This window comes from Burkholderia sp. Bp9015 (assembly GCF_003853505.1).
In the GTDB taxonomy this organism is placed as follows: Bacteria; Pseudomonadota; Gammaproteobacteria; order Burkholderiales; family Burkholderiaceae; genus Burkholderia.
Genome location: NZ_QTPZ01000041.1, coordinates 46072 through 65864, shown reverse-complemented (window position 1 = coordinate 65864; position 19793 = coordinate 46072). Strand labels below are relative to the sequence as shown.

The 19793-nt window shown below is 67.2% G+C and carries 24 protein-coding genes and 1 tRNA gene; 5 read left to right on the top strand and 20 right to left on the bottom strand.

The window, feature by feature from the left end; translation table 11 throughout:
• Nucleotides 1–95: 95 nt before the first annotated feature.
• Nucleotides 96–180, bottom strand: a tRNA-Leu gene (locus DIE12_RS31925).
• A 149-nt stretch (nt 181–329) separates the two neighbouring features.
• On the opposite strand from DIE12_RS31925, the gene DIE12_RS31920 reads away from it, so the two are divergent.
• Nucleotides 330–1655, top strand: a complete 1326-nt coding sequence (locus DIE12_RS31920; protein ID WP_124523300.1) for a leucine-rich repeat-containing protein kinase family protein — start codon at nt 330–332, stop codon at nt 1653–1655.
• A 44-nt stretch (nt 1656–1699) separates the two neighbouring features.
• On the opposite strand, the gene DIE12_RS31915 is transcribed toward DIE12_RS31920, so the two are convergent.
• The 8 genes from DIE12_RS31915 to DIE12_RS31885 form a co-directional block, all read right to left on the bottom strand.
• Nucleotides 1700–2329, bottom strand: coding sequence for a LysE family translocator (locus tag DIE12_RS31915; protein ID WP_124523298.1), 630 nt, complete (start codon nt 2327–2329; stop codon nt 1700–1702).
• Nucleotides 2330–2413: 84 nt separating this feature from the next.
• Complete coding sequence (locus DIE12_RS38275; RefSeq protein WP_185500404.1) at nt 2414–2590, bottom strand: hypothetical protein; 177 nt, start codon at nt 2588–2590, stop codon at nt 2414–2416.
• Between the two features lie 32 nt (nt 2591–2622).
• Complete coding sequence (locus tag DIE12_RS31910; RefSeq protein ID WP_124523297.1) at nt 2623–3069, bottom strand: copper chaperone PCu(A)C; 447 nt, start codon at nt 3067–3069, stop codon at nt 2623–2625.
• Between the two features lie 43 nt (nt 3070–3112).
• Entirely contained in the window at nt 3113–3478 is a 366-nt protein-coding gene (gene copC, locus DIE12_RS31905; protein WP_124523295.1) for a copper homeostasis periplasmic binding protein CopC, read from the bottom strand.
• A gap of 229 nt (nt 3479–3707) precedes the next feature.
• Nucleotides 3708–4085 (bottom strand): DUF2946 domain-containing protein, encoded by a 378-nt coding sequence (locus DIE12_RS31900; RefSeq protein ID WP_044846867.1) that lies wholly within the window; start codon nt 4083–4085, stop codon nt 3708–3710.
• A 103-nt stretch (nt 4086–4188) separates the two neighbouring features.
• The gene (locus tag DIE12_RS31895) at nt 4189–4683 is read right to left on the bottom strand and encodes an SRPBCC family protein (protein ID WP_044846907.1); all 495 of its coding nucleotides are present in this window, start codon (nt 4681–4683) and stop codon (nt 4189–4191) included.
• 56 nt (nt 4684–4739) lie between these two features.
• The gene (locus DIE12_RS31890; RefSeq protein WP_059527056.1) at nt 4740–5042 is read right to left on the bottom strand and encodes a 2Fe-2S iron-sulfur cluster-binding protein; all 303 of its coding nucleotides are present in this window, start codon (nt 5040–5042) and stop codon (nt 4740–4742) included.
• A gap of 134 nt (nt 5043–5176) precedes the next feature.
• Nucleotides 5177–7066, bottom strand: a complete 1890-nt coding sequence (locus DIE12_RS31885; protein WP_124523293.1) for a sigma-54-dependent Fis family transcriptional regulator — start codon at nt 7064–7066, stop codon at nt 5177–5179.
• Nucleotides 7067–7540: 474 nt separating this feature from the next.
• Between DIE12_RS31885 and DIE12_RS31875 the strand changes: the two genes are divergently transcribed.
• Both DIE12_RS31875 and DIE12_RS31870 read left to right on the top strand, forming a co-directional pair.
• Nucleotides 7541–7732, top strand: a complete 192-nt coding sequence (locus DIE12_RS31875; RefSeq protein WP_124485269.1) for a DUF2964 family protein — start codon at nt 7541–7543, stop codon at nt 7730–7732.
• Nucleotides 7733–7975: 243 nt separating this feature from the next.
• A complete protein-coding gene (locus DIE12_RS31870) occupies nt 7976–8263 on the top strand; it encodes a DUF1488 domain-containing protein (protein ID WP_014898618.1) in 288 nt (95 codons plus the stop codon).
• Between the two features lie 171 nt (nt 8264–8434).
• Here DIE12_RS31870 and DIE12_RS31865 read toward each other — a convergent pair whose 3' ends face one another.
• The 3 genes from DIE12_RS31865 to DIE12_RS31855 are packed head-to-tail and all read right to left on the bottom strand — an operon-like array spanning nt 8435 to nt 10182.
• Entirely contained in the window at nt 8435–9298 is an 864-nt protein-coding gene (locus DIE12_RS31865; protein WP_124485270.1) for an MBL fold metallo-hydrolase, read from the bottom strand.
• Nucleotides 9299–9302: 4 nt separating this feature from the next.
• Nucleotides 9303–9629, bottom strand: coding sequence for a hypothetical protein (locus tag DIE12_RS31860; RefSeq protein ID WP_124523289.1), 327 nt, complete (start codon nt 9627–9629; stop codon nt 9303–9305).
• A gap of 13 nt (nt 9630–9642) precedes the next feature.
• Complete coding sequence (locus DIE12_RS31855) at nt 9643–10182, bottom strand: sugar ABC transporter (RefSeq protein WP_124523287.1); 540 nt, start codon at nt 10180–10182, stop codon at nt 9643–9645.
• Nucleotides 10183–10383: 201 nt separating this feature from the next.
• On the opposite strand from DIE12_RS31855, the gene DIE12_RS31850 reads away from it, so the two are divergent.
• The gene (locus tag DIE12_RS31850; RefSeq protein ID WP_044846873.1) at nt 10384–11235 is read left to right on the top strand and encodes a LysR substrate-binding domain-containing protein; all 852 of its coding nucleotides are present in this window, start codon (nt 10384–10386) and stop codon (nt 11233–11235) included.
• A gap of 229 nt (nt 11236–11464) precedes the next feature.
• Here the strand turns inward: DIE12_RS31850 and DIE12_RS31845 are convergent, their stop codons facing one another.
• The 3 genes from DIE12_RS31845 to DIE12_RS31835 all read right to left on the bottom strand — a co-directional run bounded on the left by DIE12_RS31845 (nt 11465) and on the right by DIE12_RS31835 (nt 13792).
• Complete coding sequence (locus DIE12_RS31845; RefSeq protein WP_124485273.1) at nt 11465–11863, bottom strand: hypothetical protein; 399 nt, start codon at nt 11861–11863, stop codon at nt 11465–11467.
• A gap of 12 nt (nt 11864–11875) precedes the next feature.
• A complete protein-coding gene (locus DIE12_RS31840; protein WP_124523285.1) occupies nt 11876–12112 on the bottom strand; it encodes a hypothetical protein in 237 nt (78 codons plus the stop codon).
• Between the two features lie 378 nt (nt 12113–12490).
• Nucleotides 12491–13792, bottom strand: coding sequence for an NCS2 family permease (locus tag DIE12_RS31835; protein ID WP_044846874.1), 1302 nt, complete (start codon nt 13790–13792; stop codon nt 12491–12493).
• A gap of 778 nt (nt 13793–14570) precedes the next feature.
• Between DIE12_RS31835 and DIE12_RS31830 the strand changes: the two genes are divergently transcribed.
• Nucleotides 14571–14849, top strand: a complete 279-nt coding sequence (locus DIE12_RS31830; protein WP_027807295.1) for a hypothetical protein — start codon at nt 14571–14573, stop codon at nt 14847–14849.
• A gap of 173 nt (nt 14850–15022) precedes the next feature.
• Here the strand turns inward: DIE12_RS31830 and DIE12_RS31825 are convergent, their stop codons facing one another.
• The 5 genes from DIE12_RS31825 to DIE12_RS31805 form a co-directional block, all read right to left on the bottom strand.
• On the bottom strand, nt 15023–15397 hold the full coding sequence (locus tag DIE12_RS31825) for a DUF2917 domain-containing protein (protein ID WP_124523283.1): 375 nt from the start codon (nt 15395–15397) through the stop codon (nt 15023–15025).
• A gap of 252 nt (nt 15398–15649) precedes the next feature.
• A complete protein-coding gene (locus tag DIE12_RS31820; protein WP_044846876.1) occupies nt 15650–15937 on the bottom strand; it encodes a hypothetical protein in 288 nt (95 codons plus the stop codon).
• 89 nt (nt 15938–16026) lie between these two features.
• The gene (locus DIE12_RS31815; RefSeq protein ID WP_124523281.1) at nt 16027–16932 is read right to left on the bottom strand and encodes a metal-dependent hydrolase; all 906 of its coding nucleotides are present in this window, start codon (nt 16930–16932) and stop codon (nt 16027–16029) included.
• 34 nt (nt 16933–16966) lie between these two features.
• Complete coding sequence (locus DIE12_RS31810) at nt 16967–18754, bottom strand: SDR family oxidoreductase (protein ID WP_124523280.1); 1788 nt, start codon at nt 18752–18754, stop codon at nt 16967–16969.
• 49 nt (nt 18755–18803) lie between these two features.
• Nucleotides 18804–19703 carry a M24 family metallopeptidase gene (locus tag DIE12_RS31805; RefSeq protein ID WP_044846879.1) on the bottom strand — a complete coding sequence of 300 codons (900 nt, stop codon included), beginning with the start codon at nt 19701–19703 and terminating at the stop codon, nt 18804–18806.
• Nucleotides 19704–19793: the final 90 nt, after the last annotated feature.

Genomic DNA, 19793 nt, shown 5'->3' with positions numbered 1-19793 from the left:
TTGCCTCGGTCGTTGCGCAGCGGACAACAAAAAACCCGCGAAGCCATGCGCTGTCGCGGGTTCTGCAAATGCACGAAACACGGAAAAACCGTATCTGGTGCCGACGGCGAGACTCGAACTCGCACAGCTTTCGCCACTACCCCCTCAAGATAGCGTGTCTACCAATTTCACCACGTCGGCACTTCAGTACTGCAAGGGGCGCAATTCTAGCGCCACATTGCGCGTTTGTGAAGGGGGTGTGACGCGATCGCGGGGCAGGCGAGGGGGAACCCGGTAAAATTCGCCGGATCGATCCGACGATCCTCGCAACCGCAACCCGTTTTCTCCCCGTGACGACGACCCTCGAACAACTGCAGGCCGGCCAGCTGTCGGGCGCCCGGCAACTGAAGCTTGCGTGCGGGCTGACCGAATTCCCGCGCGAGATCTTCGATCTGGCGGATACGCTCGAAGTGCTCGACCTGTCCGGCAATGCGCTGTCCGCGCTGCCGGACGACCTGTCGCGGCTGCATCGCCTGCGCATCCTGTTCGCGTCCGGCAATCGCTTCACCGAATTTCCTGAAGTGCTCGGCACGTGCGCGCAGCTCGACATGATCGGCTTCAAGGCGAACCGGATCCGCACGGTGCCGCGCGACTCGCTGCCGCGTGCGCTGCGCTGGCTGATCCTGACCGACAACGAAATCGACGCGCTGCCCGCCGAGATCGGCGATTGCGCGCGCCTGCAGAAGCTGATGCTCGCGGGTAACCGGCTGCGTGCGTTGCCGCCCGAAATGGCCGCCTGCCGTGCGCTGGAGCTGGTGCGGCTGTCGGCGAACCGGCTCGACGCGCTGCCGGACTGGCTGTTGCGCCTGCCGCGCCTCGCGTGGCTCGCGTCGGCGGGCAATCCGTTCGGCGCCGCGCCGGAAGCCGCGGCTTCGGCCGAGCCGGGCGTCGCGGACATCGACTGGAGGTCGCTGACCTGCGACGAGAAGCTCGGCGAAGGCGCGTCGGGCGTAATCTACCGCGCGCAATGGCGTGTGGACGGCGCCGTGCCGCGAGCGGTCGCGGTCAAGCTGTTCAAGGGCGCGGTGACGAGCGACGGCCTGCCCGATTGCGAAATGGCCGCCTGCCTGCACGCCGGGCGCCATCCGAACATGATTCCGGTGATCGGCAAGGTGCGCGGTCATCCGGACGGCACGCACGGCCTCGTGATGGCGCTGGTCGATCCGGCGCTGACCAACCTCGCCGGGCCGCCGAGCTTCGCGTCCTGCACGCGCGACGTGTATGCGGCCGATGCGCGATTCGCGCCGGCCGACGCGCCGCGGATCGCGCTCGGCATCGCGTCGGTCGCCGCGCATCTGCACGCGCGCGGCATCATGCACGGCGACCTGTACGCGCACAACATCCTGCACGACGGCAAGGGCGGCGCGCTGCTCGGCGATTTCGGCGCGGCGTCGGTCTACGACGTGAACGACCGCGAGCGCGCGGCGCGGCTCGAACGGCTGGAGGTCAGGGCGTTCGGTCATCTGCTCGGCGAGTTGCTGGCGCGCTGCGAGCCGCCTGCGTGGGAAGGCTCGCACGCACTCGACGCGCTGGCGGCCGCGTGCCTGAACGAAGATATCGACGCGCGGCCGTCGTTCGGCGAGATTGCGGCAGCGCTGGCCGAATCGAAGGGCTGACGATTCCGCCCGCGCCGCGGCGCGGGCCGTCGCCGTGCGGATGCTTACGCCTGCCGCGCGGTCAGCAGCTTGATCCCGAGCCCGACGAACAGCAGCCCGCTCGCGCGCTTGGCCGCGCGTACCCACGGGCTGATGCCGATGCCGCGATGGAGCCGGCGCACGCCGAACGAATAGACGCTGTGCACGATGACGACGGTGCAGGCGATCGTCGCGTACATCGCGACGAACTGCATCGCGAGCGGGCGATCGTGCGCGATGAACTGCGGCATGAATGCCGACAGGAAGATCATCGTCTTCGGATTGCTGCCCGACACGAACAGCGCTTCGCGGAACAGTTTCCTGCGGTCGGGCTCGACGATCGCGGCCTTGCCGTCCGGCGAACGGGGGTTGCGCCCGCCGCGCAGTTGCCGGATGCCCAGATAGATCAGATACGCGGCGCCGACGACCTTCATCGCGATGAACAGCGGCGGCATCTCGGCCAGCACGGCGCCGACGCCGAACGCGACGAGCATGACCACCGCGCCTTGCGCGACGAGGTTGCCCGCGATCGTCGCGGCGGTGCCGCGCGAGCCGTAGCGCACCGTGTTGCGGATGACGAGCAGCACGTTGGGGCCCGGCGACAGCGTGGTGGCGAGATAGGCTGCGGCAAACAGCAGCCAGGTCTGAATGGACATGCGGCGCTCCGAAAGGCGGGTTCTGCGGTCGGGGTGAATCCGTGCATGATGCCACGGCGGCGCGGTTCACCCCGACACACGGCGTCAACGCGCGCCGCGCACGCAGTAGGCGGCGATCGACGACGGCGAATCGATCGCGGACGGCCGCGTCATCCATGCGATCCACCCCGCCCATAACCCGCAGACGATCAGCACGGCGACATTCAGCGGCGTCCGGTAGCGGACGATCAGGTTGGCCAGCGGCAGGCGTTCCTTGCTCATGTGCATCTCCTTCGGTCGTTGCGCAGGCGGCGTTACTGGCCGATGTAGGACGGCGCCTTCGCGTCGCAGGTCACGGACGCCGTCGCGCCGTCGGCGAAATGCAGCCGCAACGGCACCTTCGCGCCGGGCGCGACGGGCTGGCGCGGCTCCTCGAGCATCACGTGATAGCCCTTCGGCCTGAACGTCACCGTGCCGTGCGCGGGCACGTCGACCGCTTCGACGTGAACCATCTTCGCGGTACTGCCGGCCGTCTGCGTTTCGTGCATCATCGCCATCCCGAACGCGGGCGTATCGATGCCAGTGAGCGTGACGGGCTTGTCGCCGTCGTTCTTCAGCGTGAAATAGCCGGATGACGGCACCGTCGCCGGCATCGTGCGGATCCAGCATGCATCGGCCTGGACGGCCGACGCGGCGAACGTGGCGGGCGCCTGCAGCGCCAGCAGGGCGAACAGCAGGCTGGTCGGAATCGAGGGTTTCATTGTTGGTGTTCCTGATCGGGTAGGGAAGCGGGCAGCGTGTGCGTTACTTCAGCGTGAACGCGTAGCGGCCCTGCGTGCGATGGCCGTCGCTCGCCACCGCGACCCACGCGACCGTGTACGTGCCGGGCGTCAGGTTCGCCAGTGCGACATGCATCCGCTTCCGGTTGCCGGCGTCGACCGCGGATTTCCCGTCGGCGACCGACCGTCCGTGGCTGTCGGTGACGGCGATCGAACTGAATGCGGGTTCGAGCGTTTCGCTGAAGTCGATCGTGACCGCGTGCGGCGCGCTCGACAGCGTGGCGTCGGCGGCCGGTTCCAGGGTTTTCGGGTGCGCGTGCGCGTGTGCGGCCTGGGCGACGACGAAGCCGAGAGCGACGAGTGCGCCGCGGAGGAATGCAGTGGTTTTCATGACGGGATGATCCGGTTGGAAATGATAAGGAAAACGATGTATTCGAATTCGGCACGCGGCCGCGCGTTCACGCGCGCGCAACGGCCTGAAGCGGACGAGCGCACGCACGGCACGGCGCCGCGAGCAATACGGTCGAACATGATCGTCCTTCGAAACGTGACACGGCATGCACGCGCGGACGCGTGCGGACGGCGCGATGCGCTGCGGCATCACGCGCGGTGACGACGAATCAGGACGCGAGCGGCGGGGCGCGCGGCTGCGCGGCCGTGAGCGGCAGCGCGCGGCGCAGGCTTTCGAAGCGGGTTGCTTCGCGGTGCTGGAGCGGGTGGACGTTGGCCGCGAACGTCAGTTCGGGCGCGGGCAGGGCCGGCGTATGGGCGAGCAGGCTGCAATAGCCGCAGGCCTGCAGATGCGCCTGCAGGCTTTTCGACGACGCATCGCCGGCGTGGCCACCGTCAGCCGGCGCGGCCGTGCAGTGGCCGGCAAGCAGCGCGTCGACGCGGCCTTGCGTCGTCAGCGCCTGCGAGATCGTCGGCGCGAGCGCCGTCATCAGGATGGCGAGCATCCCGATCAGACTGACGATCTTCCGGAAACGACGACTCAGCATGCGATGCGCGGGGCGGCGTAGGGTAACGATGGAGCGGATTATGCCATGCACCCGCGGCTAGGGCATGCGGGCACGTGGATACCGGGAATGACGCGCGGCGCGCTCACGCGTGCTTCGCCAGATATTTCGTGATCAGCATCATCTGCGCGGCCCAGCCGTGATCGTTCATCTCGCGCGCCTTCGCACGGCGCGCTTCGATCAGCTGGTCGAAACCCGTCTCGGTGACCGTCAGCAGCGTGCCGCCGTCCTTTTCCGCGAGCGCGAACGTGACGAGCGTCATCGGCTCGGACGTGTAATCGAAGTTCGGGTCGATCGCGAACGGATGCCAGCGAAAGGAGAACAGTTGTTTCGGCTCGACGCGATCGACGACGATTTCGAACACAGTGCCCGCATACGGCTCCTGTGCCTTGGCGATGTCGTCGTCGACGCGCGTCGGCGTGATGCGGCCGAACAGCGGCTGGTCGGGCACGAACGGCCCGTCGAACGACACGCCGAACCAGATGCCGAATTCGCCGGCATTGCTGACGGCTTCCCAGACGCGCGCCAGCGGCGCGGCGAGCAAGGCTTGTTTCTCGATGCGATCGGTGGACTGGGTCATCATCTTCTCCAGGCAGGCATCATCGTTGCGGGACGGCGCGCGGCCGCGCGCCGCGTTCAGTCGATCATGACCGCATCGGGCACGTCGAGCACGACATCCGAAGTCGCGACGGCCACGCACGGCAGCGTATAGCCGTCGGCCTTTTCCTCGCGGCTCAGGCCCGGCCATTCGATCGTATAGCGTACGCTGCCGCTGACGATCCTGCACAGGCAGCTTCGGCACGTGCCGTTGCGGCACGAGCGCGGCAGCCTGACGTGCGCGAACGCGGCGGCCTCGAGCAGCGTCAGCGAATCGGGCGCGTCGAACGTCGCGCCGAGCGGCTCGATGCGCACGAGAGGCGGGTGGTCGGGATCGGTCATGGGTGAAAGCGGGCGGCGAATCGGCAGCGAAGCGAGGAAAGGCAGCGCGATGCCGGAAGGCAACGCAAGCGCCAAGCATACCCGAAGCCGCCTGCGGCCGGCGCCCGTCGGGCGGGCAACCGGCCCGGAACGTGTCAGTGCCGGCGCAGGTAGCGGTACACGGTATTGCGGGCGAGCCCGAGCTCCCGCGCGGCGGCCGATACGTTGCCGCCGTGCCGTGCGAGCACGGCATCGATCACCGCGGCCTGGTGGCTCTGCAGCGTCGTCGCTTCGCGCACGTCGGCCGGTGCGGCTTGCGCCGCGGGTGCGTCGTCGCAGTCGAGCCAGAAATCGTCGGGCAGGTGCGCGAGCGTGATTTCGGCTTCGTCTTCGGCGAGCATGCCGGCCGTGCGCAGCACGTTGGTCATTTGCCGCAGGTTGCCGGGCCAGCGGTGCCGCATGAACGCGTCGAGCACGTCGGCCGCGAGGCGGCCCGGCATCGGCTCGCTGCGCGCCAGCCGCGCGAGGATCCGCTCGACCAGCGCGGGCAGGTCGGTGCGCGCGGCGAGCGGCGGCAGCGTGACCGCGAGCCCGTTGATCCGGTAGAACAGGTCTTCGCGGAAGGTGCCTGCGGCGATCATCGCGCGCAGGTCGCGGTGGGTCGCGCAGACCACGCGCACGTCGACCGGCACCGCGCGTGCGCCGCCGAGCGGCATCACCGCGCGCTCCTGCAGCACGCGCATCAGCCTGACCTGCTGCGCGAGCGGCATGTCGCCGATTTCGTCGAGAAACAGCGTGCCGCCGTCGGCCTGCACGATCTTGCCGGGGCTGCCGCGCTTGCGCGCGCCGGTGAACGCACCGTCCTCGTAGCCGAACAGTTCGGCCTCGATCAGCGAATCCGGCAGCGCCGCGCAGTTGACCGCGACGAACGGGCCGTCCGCGCGCGGCGATGCCTGGTGCAGCGCACGCGCGAGCCATTCCTTGCCGGTGCCGGTCTGGCCGAGGATCAGCAACGGCAGGTCGCGTCCGCGGATCTTCGCGACGCGTTCGAGCACGGCGGCCATCCGCGCATCGCCGGTGTCGAGCGTCGCGAACGTGATCGCGTCGGGGTCCGGCGCCCGCGTGCGCACGGCGGGGGCGGGCGGCGTGACGGCGACGGCCGTCTTGTGCGCTTCCGCGAATTCGCAGCGGGCGAGCACGCGCACGCCGGTCGACAGCGTGAGGCGGAACGGTGCGCCGGCCGCGCGGGCCGCCTGCTGCGCGAGTTGGCCGAAGTGCATGCCGAACAGCGCGTCGCAGCCTTGATGCTGCAATGCATCGAACGTCGCGCCGAGCTGGAATTGCGCGCTCCGGTTCGCGGCGATCAGCCCGCCGTCGGGGCCGAACGCGACGAGCCCGGCGAACAGCGAGTCGACGCAATCCTCGTGGGCGTGGAAGCGCAGCCGCAGCGCCTCCGCGCACTGGTTCGCGAACAGGTGGTTCTCGATCAGCTGCGCGGACATCCGCACCAGCGCGAGCGTATGGGGGCTGAAGCCGCGCGGGTCGCCGCTCACGTCGAGCGTGCCGAGGGTACGGCCGAACGGATCGATGATCGGCGCGCACGAGCAGGTGAGGATATGGTTCGCGCGCAGGAAGTGTTCCGAGCCGTGCACGGCGACCGCCTGGCCCGATGCGAGCGCGGTGCCGATCGCGTTGGTGCCGCGCGCGCCTTCGGCCCATGACACGCCGGTGCACAGCGCGACGCGGTTCGCCTTCTCGATGAAGTCCGCGTCGCCGATGCTGTGCAGGATCACGCCGTCGGCATCGGTGAGCAGCACGAGGCTTTGCGTGTCGGCGATTTGCGCGTGGAGGTCTTCCATCACCGGGCGCGCGTGCGCGAACAATGCGTGGTTCGTGTCGAGCAGTTCGCGCAGCGCGAGCCGCGACAGCGGCGAGAAATCGGGGCGCTCGTTCGCGCGCAGGCCGACCGCGGTCGAACGGGCATGCGCCTGCGCGAGCAGGTCGGTGCGGCCCGCGGTGGCGGGCAGCACGAAAGATTGAGGCATGTCTTGTCTCCTGTCGGCCCAAGTTAGCGCTTCAGCGCTTACTTGGGCCCCATGCTTCGCGGTCGGCCCAAGTTGACGCTTTAGCGCTTACTTGGGCCCCATGCTTCGCGGTCGGTCCGAGTTAGCGCTTCAGCGCTTACTTGGGCCCCATGCTTCGCAGTCGGCCCAAGTTGGCGCTTCAGCGCTTGCTCTAGTCCCATGCTTCGCGGTCTACCCGAGCCCGCACATCAGCGCGTTCCGAGGCCCCGCTTCGCAGTCGAACCCTTTGACGCCCTGCACCGCACCATCCGCCACCCGGGCCGCCGCCGTCGATATCGCCTCATCATACAAGCGCCGCGCACGTTGTGCGACTGCGTACAAAAACCCCTTGCTTTTAAGCGCCCGCCTGCAATGATGGAAATGGAACACGCACGCGCCGTGTTCCGCATCGCAACATGCATGCGACGCGACATGCATCCGTTCGGGAGACGCATCATGGTTCGGACGGAACTGAGAGTCGTGCTGGCGGCCATCGCCACCTTCATCATGCTGGGCGGCATCGCCGTGGCGATCCACGGGCTGCTGTTCGACCTGAGCGACGCGGTGCAATACGGAGCGGCCGCGATCGCGGTGGGCGCCACGACCGCCGCGATCGCGCTGAACGTCTGGCCCACCGATCCTCACTGACGCCGTTCGGCAAAACGGTGCCGGATGTCGCGCTGGTCAGAGGAAATGCGCGTCGGAACGACGCACATCGCAAATTTTGCCTCCTGCGCGAAACCGTCTAAAGTGGAATGCAACCGGCATGCATTAGTCCGCGCCATACCCCCGTGGATCGTGCCTCTGCCGGCGAGCCCGCGTAAATTTTCGTCCGGCCGGTAGCGGACGACGGACGCGGTCATTTGCTTTCTACCGGTCGAGGCGGCTCCCATGCAGATCCATTTCACGAATGAGAAGCCCGAATATTCGGGGCGCGACCTGATGCTGGGTTTCACGGCGCTGGTCAATGGCGAGCGCGTCCAATGTCAGATCACCGCCGAGGCGCTGGAGGATCATTTCGGTGCGGCATCGCCGCGCTTCGAGGACATGGTCGGTGCGTACGATCAGCACCGCGAGCGGATCGAGGCAGCCGCACGGCGGTTGCTGTCCGAGACGCGCGCGCAATGCGTGACGCTGCGCAGCGGCTACGTGCGCTTCTACGAAGCGAACTGGCGCTGAGCCGGACGACCGGGCAGCGACGGAGCGGGCGCCGGATACCGGCGCCCGTGTCATATCGGCGCGGGCTCGTCCGGTAGATCGATCGCTTGTGCGGGACGATGCGCTGCACGGTCCGGGCATCGTGCGGCGCGATGGCGTGCCCGCGTTCCGTTTCGCTTGATCCCGTTTCGCTCAATCTGAGTCGATCAGCGCGTACGCGCCGCCCGTTGCGTCGTGCGTGCGCGCGATGCGTGCGAAGCCTGCGTCGGCGAGGTGCATGCCGGCAATCAGCAAGCGATCCGAAGCGACTTCGGCGAGCGTGGCCGCGCGGGTCGCCGATGCCTGCGACGGATCGTGATCGAACGCGATCGACACGTCGGGGCGAGCAACCTGGATCGGCGCGAAATGCACGAGATCGCCCCAGATCAGCAGGCGCTCGCCCTGCGATTCGACGCGATAGCCGGTGTGGCCGGGCGTGTGCCCCGGCAGCGGCACGGCGGCGATACCGGGCAGCACGTCGCCTGCCGCGATGGTGCGCAGTTGCGCCGCGCAGGCGTCGAACGCGCGCCGCGCGATTCGGACATTGATGCGCGCTCGCTCGCTGGCTCTCTCGTACATATCGTCGTCCAGCCAGAACATGCGTTCCCGTTCGTCGATGAGCACCTCCGCTTGCGGAAAGGCCGGGCGCCCGTCTGCGTCGAGCAGGCCGCCGATGTGGTCCGGATGCGCGTGCGTCAGCAGGACCGTGTCGATCTCGCGTGCATCGATGCCGGCTTGTGACAGCGACGGACGCAGCAGGCCGCCCCAGTTCCGGATGCCGCCGGCACCGGTGTCGACGAGCACGGTGCGGCCGTTGCCGCGTATCACGTAGCAGTTGATGTTGACCGCCGACGGCGTATGCATGCCGGCCCGGTGCATGATACGGGCCGCGTCGTCGACGTCGATGTTCGACAGCAGGTCGAGGCCGGCCGTCAGCGTGCCGTCGCTGATCGCGGTCACCGTGAAATCGCCGACTTGGCGGCGCGGGAAAGAAGGGCGTGGAATGAGTGCGCTCATGGGGTCAATGTCGGGCGTGAAGGTGGGTGGTGTCGTAGCCGAAGCAGCGGATGCGTGCGATGAATCCGGTGTGGCGGAGAATCTCGCGATCCAGTTCGGCCATGAACCGGTCCATCAATTCAGTGGTGCGAAATGACGCGATGCGAAAGCGGATCTCCGCGCTGACCGGATGTCCGCGGCCGAGCCGGATCGGCACGTACGCGACGTGGATCGTGCCGGGTGCGGCGCTCAACACCTCGGTGCAGAGCGTCTCGCAGGCTGACGACAGTGCATCGAGTGCCGCGCTGGACGGCATGCTCGTCCCGGGGATGAAAATCGTGACGCTGGGCATGGCCGGGCTCCCGTCAGCGTGCGGCCGACGTCGTCGTCGCGCTGACGAGCCGGTCGCCCATCGGCGCATAGCACCGGATCGCGGCGCCCGACGCATCGGACGCGAGCCGCGCCTGATCGTGATCGAGGACGGCCAGCCAGCGAGCGGCCGGCTGGCGGTCCAGCGCGACCGCATGCATGGCGGTGGCTGCGATACCTGCTCGCGCGAACGGGGCGGCGTCGTCGCACACGGCCAGCCATTGATGGCCGGAGACGGCCGGCGCAGGTGCCGCGCTGTCGTACACGTTACGGCGCCATTCGACGATGTGCGGCTGCCAGCGCGCGAAATTGCCGCCGCCCTTGTCGCGATACTCGGCCGACGTCAGCACGTCCGGGCCGTCGATCGTATGCAGCGCGAGGTAGACCGGGCCGTCGCCGCCGAGGGCGCGAAAGCGTTGCGACGTGCGGAAGCCGGATACCGAGATCAGCGCCGGCAGTTTGACGCGGCTGTAGAAGTCGTTCCACCCGGCTTCGACGGCGGGCTCGGCGATGCTGCATTCAACGGCATAGATCATGACATCTCCACGGGTGGCGAGCGGCCTTCTGAGCGATCGGCCGGCTCGACTGGTTGAGTTTTTGTCATGATAATGATCGGAAGAATGGGCGGAAAACGATGATTCGTCACCATTCAATTACATTTGATCAAGCCATGACCGACGGCGGTCGGACCGGGAGCAATCGTGACGCGACGCAGGATTCCGAGCAATTCGGCATTGATGGCATTCGAGGCCGCGGCGCGGCATGGGAGCTTCGCGCGCGCCGCCGACGAACTGGCGTTGACGGAAGGCGCGATCAGCCGGCAGATCGGCCGACTCGAGACGTTCCTGGGCGTCGCGCTGTTCGAACGGGTCGGCAACCGCGTGCGGGTGGCGCCGAACGGCGCGCGCTACGCGGCGCAGGTTCGCGAAGTGCTGGACCGGCTCGAGCGCGACAGCCAGTACATGATGGGGCAGCCCGGTGACGGCGGCAGCGTCGACATCGCCGTGACGCCGACGTTTGCGACGCGCTGGCTGATTCCGCGGCTCAAGGGATTCCAGACGCAGCATCCGAACATCACGGTGCATTTCGCCGATCGCGCCGAGCCGTTCGTACTGGCCGGCAGCGGCTTCGACGCGGCGATTCACTTCGAGCATCCGGCCTGGGCCGGCATGCATACGTACCGTTTGTGCGAGGAGGTGCTGGTGCCGGTCTGCCATCCGTCGCTGCTCGCGGGCGGGCAGCCGGACACCTTGCTGGGCACGCTGCCGCGCCTGCACAAGCGCCAGACGCCCGATGCGTGGTCGGCTTACGTGCAGGAGACGGGATTGCCCGTGAACAATCCGGCCGCCGGCGCCCGCTATGATCTTTACTCGATGCTGATCGCCGCGGCACTGGCCGGGCTCGGCGTCGCGCTGGTGCCGCGCCTCTATGTCGACGCCGAAATCGCGCAGGGGCTGCTCGCGGCGCCCTGGCCGGACGGGCGCGGCGTGGTCAAGCGCTTCTGTCTCGTGTTGCCGGAGGCGCTGGAACTGGGCGAGGGGCCGTTGCAGACCTTCGCGCGCTGGGTGCTCCGGCAGGCGGACGCGTGACCTGATGTCGCCTGCACCAGGCGGCTACCCGAACGAACACGCGGTCCTGCGGCGTCATGCCGTTCAGTTCTTCACGGTAAGGAAAGGCATCAGGCTTTCGGGACGCTTCGGTCCGCCGCTTCACGAACCGCCTGTCTGCAAATCCGTCCATCGCGGTTTCGGCTTGTCCATGCCGCGAAGCGACAAGCCGAAACCGGTCATTCAGTCGCCCCCGGACTGCCGCACCCGGTTATCGAGCCGGGTTGGTCGCCGTGATGAACGGGTCGAACGACATATGGACGTTACCCTCCAGCAGCAGGTTGATCGAGTATTGAACGTTGGTTCCCGCGCTGTTGACCCGCCCGCCCCACACGGCGCCGTCGAACTGCGGATATTGTTGCGGGTTGACCATGTTGGGAATCGCGCTCCCCCAGAAGCCGAGAATCGCGATGGATTCACCCGGGTCGAGGGAAACGGCGGACCAGACGATCGTGTCGCCGTTTTCGCATTTCGTCCGCAATTCATTGCTGCCTTCCGAACCGTCCCCGCTGTAGCCCGTCGAATCCACCATGAATACATATTTCGGCAGATTGTTTTCGGCAATGGCTTTCGCGACATTGACAATCACGTTTACGTAGATCGTTGCCATGACGACTCCTGATTATGAAACAGGCAATGTTTTTCCGGCCCCTTGCCCATTCGCGTGGAGGATACCCCGTGCGTGCTTGATATATTGAATCACGCCGACCCGAATAAAACCGAAAGAATCACTCCTTTTGATGAGCGGGAAGATCGCGCGACCGCAGAGATTTTCGGCCGTGCAAGCGGAATATAGCAGCCGGATTTTATAAATCAACCCGATAATTCCGGGGATAATTGCGAGCGTCATCAAAGTCATGCGTCGTATCGATTTGCGAAAATATCGATGGAAAATGGTGCTGTGCGACGATTAAGTGATGTCTTGTATTTTTAATATATCGGTCGCCAATATTTCGATTGGATATTTGGGGTAAATTCAATGCTTTTTGATACGCCGAAACGCATTGTTTCGCGTAATACAACCATCAATCCCGCCCGGGAAAATGCCCCCCGGGCATGCAGCTAGGCGGGCGCCCGCCGATACAGGGCGCCCATGTGAAACGACCCGGCCGCAAATGCGACCGGGTCGTCAGGGGCCGTCCTTCTCGTCATGCCGTTCGGTTCCGCGACAGGAACCGGGCGGCACTACACGTGAAGGTGGCGTCTTTTGATCATGCCACGCACCGGGGCGCGTGCGTCACTCGCTGCCGAGATAGAAGAAGCGGAACAGGAACACGGCCGCGATGATCCACACGATCGGCTTGACCGTGCGGGCCTGGCCCGTCAGCAGCTTCAGGCCGCCGTACGCGATGAAGCCGAACGCGACGCCGTTCGCGATCGAGTACGTGAACGGCATCAGCAGCGCGGTCAGCGCGGCCGGCACGGCTTCGGTCGCGTCGTCCCACGGCACGTCGACCATCTCGCGCAGCATCAGGCACGACACGTACAGCAGTGCCGGTGCCGTTGCGTAGCCCGGCACGACCCCGGCGAGCGGCGCGATGAACAGGCACGCGAGGAACAGCACGGCGACGGTGATCGCCGTCACGCCGGTGCGGCCGCCGGCCTGCACGCCCGATGCGCTTTCGATATAGGCGGTGGTCGACGACGTGCCGAGCACCGAGCCCGCGACGATCGCGGTGCTGTCGGCGAGCAGCGCCTTGTTCAAGCGGTTCATCTTGCCTTCGACGAGCAGGCCCGCGCGGTTCGCGACGCCCATCAGCGTGCCGGTCGCATCGAACAACTCCACGAGGAAGAATACGAGGATCACGTTGATGATGCCGGTCGACAGCGCGGCGCCGATGTCGAGCTTGAACAGCGTCGCGTCGATCGACGGCGGCGCGGAGAACACGCCGTGGAACTGGTTGCCGCCGAAGAAGAACGACAGGACGGTGACACCGATGATGCCGATCAGGATCGCGCCGCGCACGCGCAGGTGGTCGAGCGTGACGATCGTGAAGAAGCCGATGATCGCGAGGATCGTCGTGGGCTTGTGCAGGTCGCCGAGCGTGACGAGCGTGGCCGGGCTGCCGACGATCACGCCCGAGGTCTTCAGCGAGATGATGCCGAGGAACAGGCCGATGCCGGCGGTGATCGAGATGCGCAGCGATTTCGGAATGCCGTTGACGATCGCCTCGCGCACGCGGAACAGCGTGACGAGCAGGAACAGGCAGCCGGAGATGAACACCGCGCCGAGCGCGGCCTGCCACGTGAAGCCCATTCCCTTGACGACCGTATACGCGAAATACGCGTTCAGGCCCATGCCGGGCGCGCAGGCGATCGGATAGTTCGCGTACAGCCCCATGATGATCGATGCCAGCGCCGCGACGAGGCAGGTCGCGACGAACACGGATTCCTTCGGCATGCCGGCATCGCCGAGGATCGCGGGGTTGACGAAGATGATGTAGGCCATCGTCAGGAACGTGGTGACGCCCGCGAGTATTTCGGTGCGGAAGTCGGTGCCGGCTTCAGCGAAGCCGAAATACCGCTTGATGGATTCCATGAAGGCGTTTTCTCCGGTCGGGTTGTCGTGTTGCTTGTTGTTCGTGCCGAATTGTTGTAAGGCAGCGCGAGGCCGGCCTACTGTAACCAGCCACTATTGCCGCGCTATCGGCGGATTGTAATAGCGCGGATAGCTCGGACGATATAGTTGCGGGGCACGATCGGCCGCGTTCGCGCGAACGGTCGGACAGGCCGGCCGCGCGAGGAAGGCGCGCATTTTACCGGTTCGGACGAGGCGGGCAGGTAGAAACGATGGAAACGATTCGATGAGGGGCGGCGGGCCGGGCCGGCCGATGCGGGCGCAACGACATGACCGGCATGCGGCGCGCGGCCGCCGCGCGATGACATGCGATGACATGCGACTGCAATCGCGCACCCGCATGCTGGCCGAACGCAGGACGGTCGCAATGCATGCGCGAACGCGCGCGGCATGACCGGCGCGGGTGCGCAGCGGCGTGCAGCGGCCATTCATCAGTCCAGGCGGTTGCAGATATCGGGCTATCCTGCGCCGAACCCGTTCCGTCCGCAACTGTCATTTCGCGACGCGGGCGCGACTGTGGTTTCTGTGTAAAAGATTGCAAGACGTCATCGCGTTAACCGGCAAGTCTTTCTAGGATAGATACACCGCGCACACACGCCGGCCAGTCGTTGCCGACGCGGGGGAGTCGCAGTCCGTGCAGGGCAGGCGGTGAAGTGCGGTGACGGTCGTTGCGCATTCGGGCAGGCGCGACCGGTTGCGATTGCCCGATGCGGGTTCGTCCGTCATCCCGGAGGTGAGCATGTTGAACTGGATCAGCCGTTGGGCGATGCGGCACGCCCCCACGCCGGAAAAAACCGCTGCGTCGATGCTCGTGACGGCGCGCATGGAACTGTTCGCAGCCGAACAGCGCGTCATCGATGCGAAATTACAGGCGGATTACTGGCGTACGCGGGTGTCATTTCTCGAGGAGGTGCAAAAGCAAGGCATCGACCCGTGGGTGACCTCGCAGGCGGCGCAACGCCCCGACCTCGATGCCACTCCCCGCAGCACGGGCCCGCGTCTCGCCGCCAGCACCTGATGCACGCGATGCATGCAAGGGTTGCGCACGGCGCGCGATCGCTCGCGGCACGCACGCGCGTGCCGCGTCATTCGATGCGCACCCGCGACGCATGGCGCCGCGGGTGCGTCCGTTTCCGGATGCGTTGATTCCGCGCGTTCCGGTGTCCCGTCGCGCGACGGAATCGCGCATCGTCAATCCCGTCTTCGCCATCGTCCGGCGAGCAAACGTTGCATTCGCGCGAGCGTGCGTCTCAGCCGTTCGCCGCGCCGCACGTACGCCGTCGTGATCGACGCTTCGGCCGGCCGGTCGTCATTGGTGCCGAGCCAGATGCGATCGCCGCGCGCGATGCGCAGCACGTCGCCGGGTTGCACCCAGTAGTCGTCGACGCTCGGCGGCCGCGTGATCCACAGCGGTGCACCGTGCGCACGAATTTCCGCATCGCCCGGCGCGCGCCAGGTCAGCGTCGTGCGCGGCGCAACCGCGAATCGGATCACGACGGTCGGTAACGCGATCGCGCCGGCGCGGCGCGAATCGGGACGGTCGAACAACGGGCTTGCCTGGTCCATCGTCTTCTCCATTCGTTGAGCCGGATGGATGACGCGCACCAGAACAAAAAGGCCTCATCCGTTTCCGGTGAGGCCTCGTGTGACATGCGGTACTGCTCGGATGCTAACGCACAAGCGCCTCCCGTGATCCATTCTTTCGAATGTTCACCGGGCAATGATTCGCGATGGCGATGAGCTTGAACGTAGGCATGCGAACGAGTTTGTCGATGTCGTACGGCGTTGTCAACGACTATTTTCGAGAAACGTGGCGCGTCACGCGTCGCGCTGGGCGAGGCCGTTGACGAGCAGTTCGGACAGCAGGCCCGTCATGCCGTTCGGATGCGTGGCGGCGCGTGCCTTCAGCTGTTCGACGAGTTCGGCGTTGAGCTTGCACGCGAACGGCACGAGGCCCTGTTCCTGGTCGAGCTTGCGCTGCGCGCGGCGATCGAGCTTCGCCGCGTCCTCGGCGCCCTTGCCGAAACGGGCGGAGCTCGACTGCTTCATCGCGTGCGTCAGCTTGAGCGCCTTGTTCTTTTCTAGATCGGTTTTCTTCATGGCCATCGCGGCACCTCCGGGAAATGAAGCCGCGATTGTACGCATTTCGGCGGACGCCCCCGCCGAAACCGTCGCGAACCCGCCGGCGAACCCGGTCACGCGCCTTTCGTCGTGCCCCAGTTGCCGCCGTGCGCGGCCGCCTGCGCGGCCGGCGAGCGCGCCAGATACGCGAGCGCCTGCTCGGTCGAGCCTTCGTGGTGCGGCGTATAGCCCGGCCTGAAATAGCGCAGCGCCGCGCCGATCACTTTCCAGAACGAAGGCAGGTGCCCGCGCCGCGAACCCTTCCACCACGCGAGCACGAAACCGGGATAGCGGCCCACGGCCGGATCGCGCCGGTACATGAACTTCGCGCCGCTCGTGATGAAGTAGAGCAGCAGCACGATCACGAACGCCATGTGCAGGCAGCGCTCCGGGTAGTTGCCGCCCATGTGGTTGTAGATGTCGAACGCGACGGTCCGGTGCTCGACTTCCTCCGCGCCGTGCCAGCGCAGCAGGTCGACCATCGTCGGGTCGGCACGGCCTTCGTCGAGCCCGTGCGCGTTGAGCACCCAGTTGCCCAGATAACCGAAGAAATGCTCGAGCGACGCGATCACCGCGAGTTGCTGCCGCAGCCAGAAGCGCGTATGGCCGATCTTCAGCCCGAACGGCGCTTCGCCCAGCACGCGCGTGAACAGCCAGTTCAGCTTCTGCGTGAACGGCTTCGTGTCGATCCCGTGCCGGTCGTAATAATGCCTGAGCACGCCGCCGTGCGAGCGCGAATGCACCGCTTCCTGGCGCAGGAAGCCTTCGGCTTCGTCGCGCAGGCGCGCATCGGTGATGTGCGGCAGCGCCTTGTTGTACACGCGGCAGAACCACAGCTCGCCTTCCGGGAACAGCAGGTTCAGCGTGTTGATGATGTGCGTGCTGCCCGGGTCGTTCGGCACCCAGGTGATCGGCGTGTCGCTGAAGTCGAACTTCACGTGCCGGGCCTTGATCTTGTGATAGTCGGCGGTAGCGGTCATCTGTGTCTCCGTTCCTGTGCGGCGCGCTGCGCCGTCAATGCGATGCCATGCTGATGCGGGCGAGCATCCGGCCGAGCCACGGCATGAAGCGGCCGACGAAGCGCAGCGCGTGCGCCTCGGTGCCCACCGCCACGACCGGCCGGTTGCGCAGCACGCCGTCGACCATCGCCTGCGCGACGGTTTCCGGCTTCAGGCCGCGCATCTGGTACAGCTTCGTCGCGCGCTTGCGCAGCCGCGCTTCGTCCTGTGCGTTGGCGCCCGCGTATTGCGTCGACGCCATGATTCCGGTTTCCGCGAAGCCCGGGCACACGGCCGTCACGCCGATGCCTTTTTCCGCGAGTTCCGCGCGCATGCATTCGCTGAGCATCAGCACGGCGGCCTTCGTCGTCGCGTACGCGGGCAGGTCGCGCGACGGCCCGAACGCGGCGGCCGACGCGGTGTTGACGATGTGGCCGCCCGCGCCGCGCGCGGCCATCTGCTGCGCGAACAGCCGCGAGCCGTGGATCACGCCCCACAGGTTCACGTGCAGGATGCGCTCCCAGTGCCGCTCGCTCGTGTCGAGGATGCCGCCGGCCATGCCGATGCCCGCGTTGTTGATCACGATGTCCGCGCCGCCGAGTTCGCTGCCGACCCATGCCGCGAGCGATTCCATCTCCTCGGCGGCGCCGACGTCCACGCGTTTCGCGTATGCCTGCGCGCCGGTCAGCCCGAGCAGCAGCGCGGTGCGCTCGGCGCTCGCGAGATCGATGTCGCACGCGACGACGGTCGCGCCTTCGCGGGCGAACGCGAGCGCCGCGCAGCGGCCGATGCCGCTGCCCGCGCCGGTGACGACCGCGACCTTGCCGCTGAACCGGCCGCTGGTCGCGCGGCGGCGTGCGTTCGCGAGCGCGGGCGGTTCCTCGCCCGATTCGACCGCGTCGATCAGCTGCTCGGCGAGGCCCGCGAAGCGCGCGGGATCGGCGAGCGGCAGCCAGTGGCCGGCCGCGACTTCACGGCGGTAGTACTGCGGCACCCAGCGCGACAGGTTCTCGGACAGCGCCGGGCTCACGTATTTGTCGCCGAGCGGCACGATCGTCTGCACCGGTGCATGTGCGTAGCGCTCGCGCGGCGCGAACAGGCAGCGGATGAAGTTCGCGCGATAGAGGCGCACGCCGCGCGCGCCGTCGTCGGCCTGCGTCGGGCGCGGCGTGGCAGGCGTCTTCTCGACCCGGCGCAACAGGCCCGGCCACGCGCGGCCGAGCCACAGTCGCCAGCCGAGTTCAGGGACGAACGGCAGGTGGAACAGGTACACGTACCACGAGCGCACGAGCTGGCCGCCGAGTTTGCCGAGCGATGCGGGCGTCGGGTGCAGCACGCGTTCGCGCAGCCAGAAGCCGACGTGGTCGAGGCACGGCCCTGAGCACGACGTGTACGACACGATGCGGCCCGCAAGCCGCGGATCGGTGACGAACTCCCAGCCCTGGATCGAACCCCAGTCGTGCGCGATCAGGTGCACCGCGCGGCCGGGGCAGAGCGCGTCGATCACCGCGACGAAGTCGTCGGTCAGCTTCGCGAGGTGATAGTCGGCCGTGCGCTTCGGCACGCCGGACAGGCCCGCGCCGCGCACGTCGTAGGCGATCACGTAGTGCCTGCGCGCGAGCAGCGGCGCGACCTGCTGCCAGACGCTGCTGTCGTCGGGGTAGCCGTGCACGAGCACGACCGGCGAGCGGGCCGGGTCGCCCCAGGTTCGCACCGCGAGCGTCAGGTCGCCGGAGGCGACGGCCGTTTCGCTGTGGACCGATTCGAACAGGGCCAGCGGCGCTTCGTCGGAAAGAGGCTGCATCGTGAGTCCGTCGTTCAGGGATTCGGGAGGAAGGCGCAATGCGTGCGTGTCAGGCGGCGGCCTGCACGGTCGCGACGGCCGGCGCGCGTTCGGCCTGGCGGCGCTGCCAGCGGCGCACGTGCGGCAGGTCGTCGTCGAGCCAGTACGCGTCGTCGTCGGTGATCACCAGCAGCTCCTCGAATTTCGCGCCGACGCCGGCGAAGCCGAGATGCGGCTCCACGGCCCACAGGCCCGGCACGGGCGCATGCTCGGAGCGGCGGTCGATCGACCACAGCGGCGACCAGCCCTGCTGCTTCGCCGCGCGGCCCTGGTCGAGCAGCAGGTTGCGCGTCGCGTTCAGCCCGAAGCGCGCGACGAAGCGCGGCTTCGACAGCTTGTGGATCTTCGCGACGCGATGCGCGAGCACCTTGAACGGATAGGCCTTGTGGCGCGGCTCGACGCCCTGGCGACGGCACAGCGCGTCGACCGCCTGCGCGACCTCGGCCATCGGGCGGCGCGCCTTCACGAGCTGCACGATCAGGTCGCGATGGTCCATCAGGTCGTCCTGCAGCTGTTCGAGGATCGGGTTGTGGCCGAGGCAGTGCGCGTAGCCGACGTCCGCGACGATCCCGTCGAGCACGGGCGCGACGTCGAGGATCACCGGCATGTCGGTTTCGAGCTGGCGGTTGCTCGGGAAGAACGCGAGGTTGAAGCCGCCCATGTGCTTCAGGCCCGAGAAGCCCTGGAACGCGGTGCGGTCGCCGAACCACGCGAACGGCTTGTGCAGCCAGTCGTGCACGCCGTTGTCCTGCAGCCATTCGGTCAGCAGGCGCGCGGCTTCCTTCTCGGTGATGCCGGGGTAGAGCATCGCGCCGACGGTCTCGACGCAGCGGTACGCAAGCTGCTGGACCGCGCGGAATTGCGGCAGCTCGTCGAGGTGGACTTCCGGCAGCGGATGGTGGGCGGTCATGATGCGTCTCCATGTGTCGGCCCGCGTTTGCGCGTCGGCGCGACGCGGGTCCGGTGCAAGGCTGGGGCGCTGAACCGGAATGCATCCGCC

Coding starts and splice junctions, on each gene's coding strand:
- DIE12_RS31850 (WP_044846873.1), top strand. CDS start 10,384: ATGGCATTCGAGGCCGCGGCGCGGCATGGGAGCTTCGCGCGCGCCGCC.
- DIE12_RS38275 (WP_185500404.1), bottom strand. CDS start 2,590: ATGAGCAAGGAACGCCTGCCGCTGGCCAACCTGATCGTCCGCTACCGG.
- DIE12_RS31910 (WP_124523297.1), bottom strand. CDS start 3,069: ATGAAACCCTCGATTCCGACCAGCCTGCTGTTCGCCCTGCTGGCGCTG.
- DIE12_RS31915 (WP_124523298.1), bottom strand. CDS start 2,329: ATGTCCATTCAGACCTGGCTGCTGTTTGCCGCAGCCTATCTCGCCACC.
- DIE12_RS31830 (WP_027807295.1), top strand. CDS start 14,571: ATGTTGAACTGGATCAGCCGTTGGGCGATGCGGCACGCCCCCACGCCG.
- DIE12_RS31840 (WP_124523285.1), bottom strand. CDS start 12,112: ATGACTTTGATGACGCTCGCAATTATCCCCGGAATTATCGGGTTGATT.
- DIE12_RS31860 (WP_124523289.1), bottom strand. CDS start 9,629: ATGCCCAGCGTCACGATTTTCATCCCCGGGACGAGCATGCCGTCCAGC.
- DIE12_RS31835 (WP_044846874.1), bottom strand. CDS start 13,792: ATGGAATCCATCAAGCGGTATTTCGGCTTCGCTGAAGCCGGCACCGAC.
- DIE12_RS31865 (WP_124485270.1), bottom strand. CDS start 9,298: ATGAGCGCACTCATTCCACGCCCTTCTTTCCCGCGCCGCCAAGTCGGC.
- DIE12_RS31900 (WP_044846867.1), bottom strand. CDS start 4,085: ATGCTGAGTCGTCGTTTCCGGAAGATCGTCAGTCTGATCGGGATGCTC.
- DIE12_RS31805 (WP_044846879.1), bottom strand. CDS start 19,703: ATGACCGCCCACCATCCGCTGCCGGAAGTCCACCTCGACGAGCTGCCG.
- DIE12_RS31885 (WP_124523293.1), bottom strand. CDS start 7,066: ATGCCTCAATCTTTCGTGCTGCCCGCCACCGCGGGCCGCACCGACCTG.
- DIE12_RS31895 (WP_044846907.1), bottom strand. CDS start 4,683: ATGACCCAGTCCACCGATCGCATCGAGAAACAAGCCTTGCTCGCCGCG.
- copC (WP_124523295.1), bottom strand. CDS start 3,478: ATGAAAACCACTGCATTCCTCCGCGGCGCACTCGTCGCTCTCGGCTTC.
- DIE12_RS31815 (WP_124523281.1), bottom strand. CDS start 16,932: ATGACCGCTACCGCCGACTATCACAAGATCAAGGCCCGGCACGTGAAG.
- DIE12_RS31810 (WP_124523280.1), bottom strand. CDS start 18,754: ATGCAGCCTCTTTCCGACGAAGCGCCGCTGGCCCTGTTCGAATCGGTC.
- DIE12_RS31845 (WP_124485273.1), bottom strand. CDS start 11,863: ATGGCAACGATCTACGTAAACGTGATTGTCAATGTCGCGAAAGCCATT.
- DIE12_RS31890 (WP_059527056.1), bottom strand. CDS start 5,042: ATGACCGATCCCGACCACCCGCCTCTCGTGCGCATCGAGCCGCTCGGC.
- DIE12_RS31870 (WP_014898618.1), top strand. CDS start 7,976: ATGCAGATCCATTTCACGAATGAGAAGCCCGAATATTCGGGGCGCGAC.
- DIE12_RS31855 (WP_124523287.1), bottom strand. CDS start 10,182: ATGATCTATGCCGTTGAATGCAGCATCGCCGAGCCCGCCGTCGAAGCC.
- DIE12_RS31820 (WP_044846876.1), bottom strand. CDS start 15,937: ATGGCCATGAAGAAAACCGATCTAGAAAAGAACAAGGCGCTCAAGCTG.
- DIE12_RS31875 (WP_124485269.1), top strand. CDS start 7,541: ATGGTTCGGACGGAACTGAGAGTCGTGCTGGCGGCCATCGCCACCTTC.
- DIE12_RS31825 (WP_124523283.1), bottom strand. CDS start 15,397: ATGGACCAGGCAAGCCCGTTGTTCGACCGTCCCGATTCGCGCCGCGCC.